Source organism: Vibrio sp. R-1 (assembly GCF_035615595.1).
In the GTDB taxonomy this organism is placed as follows: domain Bacteria; phylum Pseudomonadota; class Gammaproteobacteria; order Enterobacterales; family Vibrionaceae; genus Vibrio; species Vibrio cholerae.
Window position 1 is genome coordinate 1 of sequence record NZ_WPDC01000095.1, and the last position, 11,764, is coordinate 11,764.

Here is an 11,764-nt window from a genome sequence, read left to right on the forward strand (position 1 = left end):
CATGATGGGCACGGCCGCTGTGGCGATTGCCTCTGCCGCCGCCGTTCCGGGCACGCTGGTCAATTTGGCTGCCGGGGGCGGTGAGCGTACGTCAGTCACTTTTGGTCATCCCTCCGGCACGTTAAAAGTCGGAGCGAAAGCCAAGCAAGGTGAACAAGGCTGGCAAATAGAGCGCGCGATCATGAGTCGCAGCGCCAGAATTCTAATGGAAGGATGGGTACGCGTTCCCGCAAATTACGCTGCCCTCAGTGAGAGCAAGGAGTAATGCGATGTCTGCCTATCAAGAGCAATATCAATGGGCGAAAGAGCAGCCCGAAGCCTTCTGGCGTAAACAAGCGCAGCAGATCGACTGGTTTCAACCGCCGCAAACCATTTTGGCCAATGACGAACATGGTATCGAACGTTGGTTTCCCGATGGTGTGCTCAATACGTGTTGGTTAGCACTCGACTATCATTGTGAACAAGGCCGTGGTGATCACACGGCGCTGATTTACGACTCACCCGTGACGGGCAAAAAGCAGCGCTACAGTTACTCGGCACTGCGTGACAGTGTCGCGAAAATTGCAGGCATGCTGGCTGCACAAGGGGTGAGCAAAGGGGATCGCGTTATCATCTATATGCCGATGATCCCAGAAGCGGCGATGGCGATGCTGGCTTGTGCGCGCTTGGGCGCGATTCACTCGGTGGTGTTTGGCGGCTTTGCACCCAATGAACTGGCGGTACGGATTGAAGATGCGGAGCCGAAAGTGATCATGACCGCCTCATGCGGCGTGGAAATCAATAAGGTGATTCCCTACAAGCCCATGGTCGATAAAGCCATTATGGATAGCCGCTGGAAACCTGAAAAAGTCTTGGTTTATCAGCGCAGCGAATGCCGTGCCGAGCTCACTCATGCACGCGATTTGGAATGGAATACGGTCGTGCAATCGGCCACGCCACACAGTTGTGTGCCTGTGCTCGCCACCGAACCGCTGTATATCCTTTACACCTCAGGCACCACAGGCAAACCGAAAGGGGTGGTGCGCGATAATGGCGGCCATGCGGTTGCGCTCAAGTATTCAATGCAGATTATCTACAACATGCCGCAAGACGGGGTGTTTTGGGCAGCTTCGGATGTGGGCTGGGTCGTAGGGCACTCCTACATTGTGTATGCGCCGCTCATTCACGGCTGCACCACACTTTTGTATGAAGGCAAACCGGTACGCACACCCGATCCCGGCGCGTTTTGGCGAGTGTGTCAGGAATACCAAGTGACTGCGCTTTTTTCTGCGCCGACCGCGTTTCGTGCCATCAAAAAAGAAGATCCAAATGGCGATTATTTAAAACAGTACGATTTGTCGGCGTTAACCACTATTTTTATGGCCGGAGAGCGGCTTGACCCGCCGACCTTGGAATGGGTACAAAGCAAAACAGGCAAGCCAGTGATTGATCACTGGTGGCAAACAGAAACGGGGTGGGCGATTGCTGGAAATCCCACCGGTCTTGAATCTATGCCCATCAAAGCGGGCTCGGCAACCAAACCGATCCCCGGTTATCAGGTGGAGATTCTTAATGAGCTTGGCGAAAACATGCCCGCCAATCAGCAAGGTTTTGTCGCACTGAAACGGCCACTGCCACCAAGTTGCCTGCCGACCGTGTGGCGTAACCATGACCGTTTTGAGTCGGGCTATCTGGCGCAATTCCCCGGTTATTATGTATCCGGTGATGGCGGTTATCTTGATGACGACGGGTATCTCTTCATCATGGGACGCATTGATGATGTGATCAACGTTGCCGGGCATCGACTATCGACAGGCGAGATGGAAGAGATTGTCGGCGCGCATCCGGCTGTGGCGGAATGTGCGGTGATTGGCGTCCACGACGAGCTGAAAGGGCAGTTGCCACTGGGTTTAGTGGTGCTCAAAGATGGAGTGAAGATTGATGCGCAAACGCTGGAGCAAGAGCTGGTCGCCAGTGTGCGCAATCAAATTGGTGCGGTGGCTTGCTTTAAGCATGCCATAGTGGTCGAACGCTTACCGAAAACGCGATCCGGCAAAATTTTGCGGCGTATCATCCGCCAAATCGCCGATGGTGAGAGTTACACCATTCCGTCGACCATCGACGATCCCATGAGCCTCAATGAGCTGGAAAACCTGTTTCAGCACTGAAAATGCAATGAACAAAACATAAAGTGCTCCTATTGGAGCACTTTTTAATGACTCATCTCATCTCTGTGACACAGATAACAATCTGATTGCACAGAATCCCCACAGCGAAAGCTGATTTTTTTCGGAACTTCATATACAATTTCGCCCCACTATAAATTGATAAAAATCACAAAATGGCCAATATCTCACTCTCTTCGGCAAGCAGTGCAGATTTACAACAACTCAACCAGTTGATGTTTGAGCTGCATGATGAACACCATCAGCAATGCCCTGAACATTTCAAGACCGCGGAAGAGATTGAGCAAGAGAAGAGTATTGCCCGTTATTTGGATGATCCGCAGTGTTTGGTGTATGTCGCCAAACAAGGTGAGCAGGTGGTGGGCTTTATTACGGGCCATTTTTGTGAGCTGGTTTCGACCGTGAGTCAGGCGGTTGCAATGGGAAGTGTCGATGAGCTTTATGTGCTTCCGGCCTTTCGTGGACAAAGGATTGCCAGTCAGCTATGTCATAAATTAGAGCGGGTTTTCAAAGATTACGGGGTAAAACAGATGTTTGTTGAAGTCTGGGACTTTAACCAGTCTGCCCAAGATTTTTATCAGTGTGCTGGTTTCGTTCAGCATATTCACTGGTTGCGTAAACCGCTGGTTTAGGTCAGTTCGTTTTTTTAAAGGAAACAATATTGTTGGCACATGTTCGCGCATTTTGGTTAGTGTTGGGTTTCACATTCTGCATGGGGCTTTCTTTTTCTGCGCTATCTAGCCAAGAAGAAGAGGCGGCTTATCGCGGCGCTTTATGTCTGATCCGTGGTGATAATAAATTGGTAATGACCAAAGAGGTTCTCACCGGAAAGCTTTCATTGCCTGGCGGTACGATTGAAGCGGGTGAAACACCCCAAATGGCGGCTCAGCGTGAAACATGGCAAGAGACTGGCATGGTGGTTTCTGTTGGACGCTTGATTGGCCAGACATCGACCGCGGTAGTCTATGAGTGTGTTAGTGAATCTCAGGTGATCGCTTACTCTTACCAAAATGCTCTAGGTGGATATGAATTGCCGATCTGGTTTGCGCCAGATTATGGAGTGGAAACCGTCTCTGCCATGTTGGTCAATCCGAGACTCATTAAACCAGAACAGTATCGCTATCCGGAGCAGTGGCCCTTTATTGCTGATTTATTCAAATTAAGCCAAGAGCAAGCGGTAGATTATGTGGCAGAGCTCCATAAAGCGGCTCCTCAATTTCAGCAGGTGGAATTAGAGTGGTTAGGGCAATTACAACATGGTGTCGCCCAACTAAAAAAGAGTATGCCTTGGTTACAAAACCTGATCTTAAGCGGGATGATTTTTAATCTTCCCGTGGTCGCTTTGGTTCTGTTTCCTTTGCTCTATTGGCAGCTTGGCAAACCTTATTGTTACAAGATTCTGTTTGCTATGTCGGTCACATCCTTGCTGTGCCTCGTCGCTCAGCAGGGGTTCGCGTTACCAAGACCACATGTTTATCAACCCGCATTAGAGCTGTACCCAAGCTACGGTTTTGCCTTCCCGAATTTGCCTATCGCGCTTTGGAGCTGTTTAGGTGTGCTGCTGTGGCATGTGCAACAAGAGTTCACTCAGCGTTGGGTGATGCGTGTGTGGGGCGGTCTGTTTGCTTGGCTCTCATTTGCTTCTTTTTATTCGGGTAGTGCTTTTCTCAGTGATCTTGCCACTGGTGCCTTAGTGGGAGCCTTGGTCGCTTGGCACATTATTCGCCTCGATTTAAAACCGGGTGTGAATGTCGAGAGCCTACTTTGCTCTAAGTCGGTTTGGTGGGGATTGACCGTCGCTTGCGTGATCCTTGCTATCATCTGGCCGCAACCCATTTTTACGCAATGGCTTGCGTTATTGGTGACGATCTCTGGTCTAGTGACCCTCTTAACCCCAAGCTCTTCAACGCTTTCATTGCGTGGGGTGTTGCTGATGATCGCGCTGTTACTGTTAGCCGATCAGGGAATCTCCTTGTTGATTGAGCCCTTCAATCACAGTTCATTCTATATGTTAGTGGGTGAAACTCTGCGCTATCCCGTGCTGATTTTACTGTTTGTGTTATTGGCTCGCCGCGGCTTAAAAGCTCCGATAGTAAGTTCCACATATTAAAATCAGTTTAAATAAAAACCGGAAGCCATTTGCTTCCGGTTTTTATTGATGACTCAAGTACTTGATTAGGCGGTAGTGTAAGCGCAGACGAATTCGGCAATTTTCACCATATCCGCAATCGCGATGTACTCTTCAGTAGTATGCACTTTAGCCATACCGGTTGAGAGGTTTACCGTAGTTAACCCTTTCGCATTGAAATTATTGGCATCGCTGCCACCACCACTCAGTTTGGTTTTCGGCTCAATACCAATTGTTTCAAAGCTCGCTTTGATCGCTTGGATATGCGCGTTATCTTCTTCCAACTTAAAGGCGTTGTAAGCGCGAGTCGATTCAATCTCAACGGTTGCGCCATGCTTTTCCGCGGCACGTTCAAAAGTTTCAATCATGTGCTGAACTTGCGCTTCGAGCTTGGCATCGTTGAGTGAACGCGCTTCCGCCACGATTTTCAGCTCAGGCATCACAATGTTCGTCGCTTGACCGCCCTGCACAATACCGATGTTAGCCGTGGTTTCTTCGTCAATTCGCAGCAGTTTCATTTGAGTAATTGCATCAGCGGCCACCGCAATGGCGCTGATCCCATCTTCCGGTACCAAACCAGCATGAGCGGGTTTACCTTTGATCAGTGCGACGATTTTTTGCTGGCCCGGTGCTGCACGCACGATAGTGCCGATTGGGCCGCCTGTGTCGAGAACAATCGCTTTCTCTGCTTGCACTTTGCTCATATCAAAATGCTCAGAACCTTTCAGACCGCCTTCTTCATGCACAGTGAAAGCAATCTCAATGGTTTTGTGCGCTTGCTGGCTATCGCGCAGAACACGTACCGCTTCAAGGATCGCGGCAATGCCAGATTTGTCATCGCCACCCAAAATCGTGTTGCCTTTGGAACGGATAATGCCATCTTCAATCACAGGCTCAATGCCGATACCCGGCTTAACCGTATCCATGTGGCAACTCAATAGAATACTGTCATTGAGTGTGCCTTCTAGGCGGGCGTACAGGTTAAAGCCGTTTGACACCTCCGCCGGAACAGGGAGTTTATGTACGGTGAAACCAAGTTCGCCCAGTTGCTCCGCGAGCGTTTCAGCAATCTTTTTTTCATTGCCCGATTCGCTATCGATCTGAATCAGTTGCAGGAAGTGGTCAACAAGGCGTTGGGTATTAATCAGACTCATAGGAATACCTCTTAGGGAACAGAAGTTGTCACCATGCCTGCAATTGACTTGACTGATGATGAGTTAAATCAAAAAAAGCCTGAAAACCAGAGGGAAATAGAAACCAGAGCGTTGCAAGACTTAATGGTGTCAATAGAGAGGTTCCAGCCACGTCTGGCATGAATTGAAAGTAACAATATTGTTACATTGTAAGCCTAACTTTACTCCCCTTAGGCGAGTGTGAATTCATGAAATTTAGACATGAATTTTTAACTATTTATTAATATTCAATGAGTTGTGTTTAAGTTTTGCAGGATTAGGGCAAGGGTTTTTGTGGCGTTGATCTTAGATGTGTTGAATGTAATAAAATTGTTACCCTTTGGTGATTTGGGGTGAGTTAACCCATTTGCAGAGCTGGGATTTTCTTTATGAATTATTTCAGCCATGGTTACTTCAACTCAACACACCAAGGAAACGATGATGATGGATAGCGTAAACCCACTCGGTACAGATGGCTTTGAATTTGTGGAATATACTGCCGCTGATGAGCAGGGCATTGCCAGCCTCAAACACCTCTTCACCTCTCTGGGCTTTGCCGAAATTGCTAAACACCGTTCTAAAGAAGCTTGGCTGTATCGTCAGGGTGACATCAACTTTATTGTCAACGCACAGCCTCGTAGCCAAGCTGAAGCGTTTGCTAAACAGCATGGCCCTTCGGTATGCGGGATGGCGTTTCGCGTGAAAGACGCGGCGATTGCTCTCAAGCATGCGCAGGCCAATGGTGCTGTCGAGTACAAAACTGAGATTGGACCTATGGAGTTAAGCATTCCGGCGGTGATCGGGATTGGCGATAGCTTGCTCTATTTTGTGGATCGTTATGGCGATCGCAGCATCTATGATGTCGATTTTCATTTCTACCCTGATAGCAAAGAGCGCCTTGCCAAAGCGCAAGTGGGGTTGTATGAAATTGACCACCTCACCCACAACGTGAAACGTGGCAACATGAACCTGTGGGCCGGTTTTTATGAGCGGATTGGTAACTTCCGTGAAATTCGCTACTTTGATATTGAGGGTAAACTGACAGGGTTGGTGAGCCGAGCCATGACCGCGCCCTGTGGCAAAATCCGTATTCCGATCAACGAGTCCTCTGACGATAAATCGCAAATCGAAGAGTTTATTCGTGAGTACAAAGGTGAAGGTATCCAGCATATCGCGCTCAGTACCGAGGATATTTACCACACTGTGAAAACCTTGCGTGAACGTGGCATGGACTTTATGCCCACGCCGGATACCTATTACGACAAGGTGAATCAGCGAGTGGTGGGACATCAAGAAGATGTGCAAGCCCTGCGTGACTTACGTATTTTGATTGATGGTGCACCGATGAAAGATGGCATTTTGCTGCAAATCTTCACTCAAACTGTGATTGGGCCTGTGTTCTTTGAAATCATTCAGCGCAAAGGTAATCAAGGATTTGGTGAAGGTAACTTCAAAGCGCTGTTTGAATCGATTGAAGAAGATCAGATCCGCCGTGGAGTATTGACTGATGCATAAATGGATCACTTTTCCGCATCGTGAAGGCACTTGTTCAAGGCAGGCGCATGCGGATTTCCCAGAGCAGGCGATTTACGAACGTGAAGCGGGGCGCAGTGGCTTTTTTGGCCCCGCAGCGCATTTTCATCATCAACATGCACCGACAGGTTGGAGCGAGTGGGAAGGCGAACTGCGTCCACGCGCCTTCAACTTCAATCATGTGGAGGGAATGAATGCTTTGTCTCCTTGGCAAGTGCCCCTGTTACTGCACAACCATGAAGTGAAAGTGCGGGTGTGGAAGCTAGAGCAAGCTATGCCAGCGTTGGCGCGCAATGCCGATGGTGATGAGCTGCTGTTTATCCATCAAGGTAAAGCGGATCTCTATTGTGACTATGGCCATATGGTTGTCAGTGAGGGCGACTATGTGCTGATCCCGCGCTCGACCAACTGGCGTCTAGAGCCGATTGAGCCCTTGTTTATCTTGATGATTGAAAACACCGATGCCGCTTATGCGTTACCCGAAAAAGGCTTAGTCGGCAATCACGCGGTCTTTGACCCTGCGGTGTTGGACGTGCCTTCGATCAATGATCAATTCCGCGCACAATACTCTGAGCAGCAGACGCAAGTACAGGTGAAGCGTCATGAGCAGCTAAGCACCATCACCTTCCCGTTTAATCCTTTGGATGCGGTGGGTTGGCATGGCGATCTCTCTGTCGTGCGCCTCAACTGGCGTGATATTCGCCCGCTGATGTCGCACCGCTACCATCTTCCGCCTTCGGCACATACCACCTTTGTTGGCCAAGGTTTTGTGGTGTGTACTTTTGTCCCTCGTCCCATTGAAAGTGATCCCGGCGCGCTGAAAGTGCCGTTTTATCACAACAATGATGATTATGATGAAGTGCTGTTTTACCACGCTGGCGATTTTTTCAGCCGCGATAATATTGAAGCGGGCATGGTGACCTTCCACCCAGCTGGTTTTACTCACGGCCCCCATCCGAAAGCGTTCCAAGCAGGTTTGGAATATCGCAAAAAATTCACTGATGAAGTGGCGGTCATGATTGATACCCGCCATGCGCTACAGTTTAGTGACGCGGCGCAGCAGGTGGAAAATCGTCAGTATGTTTACAGTTGGCAGAGTAAAAAGGAGTAGGGTGATATGAAGTTAGCGACCCTGAATAATGGTACGCGAGATGGTCAGTTGGTGGTTGTCAGCCGTGACTTAACCCTTTGTGTTGCGGTACCGGAGATTGCCAGTACTTTACAGCAGGCGTTGGATAATTGGGATGCGGTGGTGGCATCGTTGCAAGATGTCTATTTCGCACTGAATGAACGTACTATTACTGCCCGTTTGTTCGACCCAGAGCAATGTTTATCTCCGTTGCCTAGAGCCTATCATTGGGCGGATGGTTCCGCTTACGTTAACCATGTTGAATTGGTGCGCAAAGCGCGTGGCGCAGAAATGCCCGCCAGTTTCTGGACGGATCCTCTGATGTATCAAGGGGGATCAGATACGTTTTTAGCCCCGCGGAGTCCGATCCTGATGGCGGATGAAGCGTGGGGGATCGATTTTGAAGCAGAAGTGGCGGTGGTCACTGCCGATGTGGCGATGGGAAGCTCAGTGCAAGAAGCGGCGCAGGCCATTCGGCTACTGATGCTGGTCAATGATGTGTCACTGCGTGGTTTAATCCCCAACGAACTCGCTAAAGGGTTTGGTTTCTATCAATCCAAACCTTCTTCGGCTTTTTCACCTGTCGCGGTGACTCTGGATGAGCTTGGTGAGGAGTGGGATGGCGCGCGCCTTGCCCTGCCATTACGTACCACCTATAACCACGAACTGTTTGGCTGTCCCAATGCCGGCGTGGATATGACTTTTTCATTCCCAGAGTTAATCGCTCATGCAGCGAAAACACGAGCACTATGTGCGGGCTCGATCATAGGGTCGGGCACCGTTTCCAATAAGCAGGGAACCGATTATGGCAGTGCAATCCGTGAAGGTGGCGTAGGGTATTCATGCATTGCTGAGCTGCGAATGATAGAAACGCTGCGTGATGGTGAGCCTAAAACATCCTTCATGCGCTTTGGTGATACGGTGCGAATTGAGATGCTCAATCCACAGCAACAGAGTATTTTTGGTGCGATTGAGCAACAGGTGATGCAGAACAACAAGGAAATGTGATGAGTTTAATTCTCTATGGTTATTGGCGTTCGTCAGCCGCCTATCGAGTGCGTATTGCCCTCAATATTAAACAGTTGGTTTACGAGTCACGCGCCGTGCATCTTAGCCGTGAGGGAGGGGAGCAGCATCATGCCGAGTTTCATCGCCTCAATCCTAGCGAGTTGATTCCTGTGCTTATCGATGGTGAGCTCTGCTTGAATCAATCGCTGGCGATTATTGAGTATTTGGATGAAACCTATCCCGCCCCCCGTTTGATCCCAGAGCGAGGTGCCGAGCGTTATCAGGTGAAAGCGTTAGCGTTAGACATCGCAGCGGATATCCATCCGCTCAATAACTTGCGGATTTTGCAGTATCTTACCGCAAAGCTTGGTGTGGCCGATGAAGAAAAAAATCGTTGGTATCGCCACTGGATTGATAAAGGTTTTCAAGGTTTGGAAGAGAAATTGCGCTATACGGCAGGGGAATATTGTGTGGGTAATCGCTTGTCTCTGGTCGATGTCTGTTTAGTGCCTCAAGTTTATAACGCTGAGCGATTTGATCTCGATATGAGTCGTTATCCCACCTTACAGCAGATTGCAGCAAGGTTACGTGCTTTGCCTGCGTTTGCGCAGGCTGCTCCAGAAAATCAGCCTGATGCTTGTTGACCCCGTTGAATCGGCACCATAGCAGATTCTTCATCGGCAAACTTTTGTGCAATGTCGATGAAGTTCTGCTCTTCTATTAAAAAGGCATCAATCACCATAGGGTCAAAATGTGAACCTCGGCCTTGTAAAATGATCGCTTTGGCCTCTTCATGGCTCATCGGCTCTTTATAAACGCGGCGGCAAATCAAAGCGTCATACACATCGGCGAGAGCCATTAAGCGGGCACTGAGTGGAATGGCTTCACCTCTTAGACCCATGGGATAACCAGAACCGTCCCATTTCTCATGATGACCAATCACGATTTCTTTGGCGGCATTGATGAGCGCGGTACAGGCTCCGGAAAGTTTCTCCGCTTTTTCGAGAGCAAGCTTACCCAGCAAGGCGTGATTGCGCATAGTGGTAAACTCGTCTGGGGTCAATTTGCCCGGTTTGAGCAGAATATTGTCGGGAATGCCGACTTTACCTATGTCGTGCAACGGTGCCGCTTTAAAGTAAGTATCAATCACGGTCGGGCTCAGTACATCGCGGTATTTGTCCGTGGTGGCGAGACGCTGGGCTAATACTTTCACGTAATGTTGGGTACGCAGTAGGTGATTACCTGTCTCCGGATCGCGTGTTTCTGCAAGACTGGCCAGCGCAAACACCACAGCATCTTGCATGCGATCCAATTCTCCTGACCGTCGCAGCACTTCGGTTTCCAGATAATCGTTTTGATTCAATAACATGTCTTTAGAGCGCTTATTTTGTAAGTGAGTGTGAACGCGCGATTTCAGCAACGGAATACTGACCGGTTTAAAAACGTAATCAACGGCACCAAGCTCAAAGCCTAATTGCTCATCTTCGGGACTACTTTTACCTGTAAGAAAAATCACCGGAATATGCTCGGTATGCGGGTTATGTTTGATTTGATTAATTACCTCATAGCCCGACATTTCTGGCATGACAATATCGAGCAAAACCAGGTCGATAGGGTATTGCGCCAAAATCTCGAGTGCCACTTTTCCTGAGCGAGCAGCCTTGATTCGATAGTACTGTGCCAGCCCTTGCGACATAAAGGCGATATTGTCTGGCGAGTCATCGACAATCAGTATTGTGCATTGGCTAAGGTCTTCCATTGACATGTGAAACATCCTATTCATCACAAAGTTTAGGTATTTAAGATTAAAGTGACATGAGTTGCTTAAACTATAGCTAAACTTTGAAAATAGGTTACACAAAATCCTGTGTAGAGAAGGAGATGGCATGCGCTCGATAAAAGCGATGTTCGTACTACTGTTTTGCTTGATGGCGATATTGGCGGTTGCCATGTTTAAAGTGACTCGGCAAGTGGCAGATCTTAGGCTAGAGAGCCATCAATACAGCGAGCAGCTTTTTCACTTTTATCGTCTGTCTCAAGAGCTAAAACAAAGCTCAGACCATCTGACTAAGTTTGCTCGAGCGTATGCCAGTACAGGCAATGAGCGCTGGTTGCGCATGTTTAACCAAGTTCTGGATGTGCGCAGTGGCAAACTGCCAGCGCCAAACAATAATGATTACGAGTTTTGGGATGTCGCTGTTCTTAATGATGCGAGTGAGCTTACACCAAACGCCAATCAGCGCTATCCCACATTGATTGAACGCATTCGTCAATCCGGCATTGGGTCGGTCGAGTTTCTTGAATTACAAAATGCTTTATCGTTATCGGATCAGTTAGTCGCATTGGAGCGTGAAGCCTTCATGGCGGTGAAGGGGTGGAAGAAAGAGTTTGCGGGGGAATACCGCTACACCGGGGAACCTGATCTTAACTTTGCCCGTTCTTTGCTTTATAGCGAAAAGTATTTTCTCGAGAAAGCTAAAATTATGGCTGCAATTGGGTCGTCGCACTCCAATATCGTAGGGCGTATTGAATCTCAAGTGAGATCTGCAGATAAGAAAGCGCAATATTATGAGCGAGTTAACTCAGTTTTAGTCAGTTTGCTACTGTTGGCCATCATGGCTTCTTTTGT

General features: G+C 48.8%; 10 protein-coding genes and 1 pseudogene. 9 read left to right on the forward strand and 2 right to left on the reverse strand.

Annotation, left to right across the window (positions count from 1 at the left end; genetic code table 11):
• The 4 genes from GOU96_RS15100 to GOU96_RS15115 form a co-directional block, all read left to right on the forward strand.
• Positions 1–265: PrpF domain-containing protein (locus tag GOU96_RS15100; RefSeq protein WP_324701995.1), on the forward strand; the 265-nt coding region annotated here is incomplete at its 5' end.
• Between the two features lie 4 nt (positions 266–269).
• Complete coding sequence (locus GOU96_RS15105; RefSeq protein WP_174500130.1) at positions 270–2,147, forward strand: propionyl-CoA synthetase; 1,878 nt, start codon at positions 270–272, stop codon at positions 2,145–2,147.
• Positions 2,148–2,320: 173 nt separating this feature from the next.
• Positions 2,321–2,797, forward strand: coding sequence for a GNAT family N-acetyltransferase (locus GOU96_RS15110; protein WP_071170826.1), 477 nt, complete (start codon positions 2,321–2,323; stop codon positions 2,795–2,797).
• A gap of 80 nt (positions 2,798–2,877) precedes the next feature.
• Positions 2,878–4,275 (forward strand): bifunctional NUDIX hydrolase/phosphatase PAP2 family protein, encoded by a 1,398-nt coding sequence (locus GOU96_RS15115; RefSeq protein WP_134987362.1) that lies wholly within the window; start codon positions 2,878–2,880, stop codon positions 4,273–4,275.
• 65 nt (positions 4,276–4,340) lie between these two features.
• On the opposite strand, the gene GOU96_RS15120 is transcribed toward GOU96_RS15115, so the two are convergent.
• Positions 4,341–5,447 carry a tripeptidase T gene (locus GOU96_RS15120; RefSeq protein WP_057554453.1) on the reverse strand — a complete coding sequence of 369 codons (1,107 nt, stop codon included), beginning with the start codon at positions 5,445–5,447 and terminating at the stop codon, positions 4,341–4,343.
• A 459-nt stretch (positions 5,448–5,906) separates the two neighbouring features.
• Between GOU96_RS15120 and hppD the strand changes: the two genes are divergently transcribed.
• From hppD to maiA, 4 genes are read left to right on the forward strand one after another with little or no spacing between them, the layout of a single operon-like run.
• Positions 5,907–6,980 carry a 4-hydroxyphenylpyruvate dioxygenase gene (gene hppD, locus GOU96_RS15125; RefSeq protein WP_000969495.1) on the forward strand — a complete coding sequence of 358 codons (1,074 nt, stop codon included), beginning with the start codon at positions 5,907–5,909 and terminating at the stop codon, positions 6,978–6,980.
• Positions 6,973–8,109: a homogentisate 1,2-dioxygenase gene (locus GOU96_RS15130; RefSeq protein ID WP_076025337.1), complete on the forward strand. Its 1,137-nt coding sequence runs from the start codon at positions 6,973–6,975 to the stop codon at positions 8,107–8,109. Before hppD ends, GOU96_RS15130 begins: the two co-directional genes overlap by 8 nt.
• 6 nt (positions 8,110–8,115) lie before the next feature.
• Positions 8,116–9,135, forward strand: a complete 1,020-nt coding sequence (locus tag GOU96_RS15135) for a fumarylacetoacetate hydrolase family protein (protein WP_134987054.1) — start codon at positions 8,116–8,118, stop codon at positions 9,133–9,135.
• Positions 9,135–9,779, forward strand: a complete 645-nt coding sequence (gene maiA / locus GOU96_RS15140) for a maleylacetoacetate isomerase (protein ID WP_000052759.1) — start codon at positions 9,135–9,137, stop codon at positions 9,777–9,779. Before GOU96_RS15135 ends, maiA begins: the two co-directional genes overlap by 1 nt.
• Here the strand turns inward: maiA and GOU96_RS15145 are convergent.
• A complete protein-coding gene (locus GOU96_RS15145; RefSeq protein ID WP_076025340.1) occupies positions 9,761–10,900 on the reverse strand; it encodes a response regulator in 1,140 nt (379 codons plus the stop codon). The genes maiA and GOU96_RS15145 overlap by 19 nt on opposite strands.
• 121 nt (positions 10,901–11,021) lie before the next feature.
• Between GOU96_RS15145 and GOU96_RS15150 the strand changes: the two are divergent.
• A pseudogene (locus tag GOU96_RS15150) lies at positions 11,022–11,764 on the forward strand (hybrid sensor histidine kinase/response regulator); the annotation flags it as partial.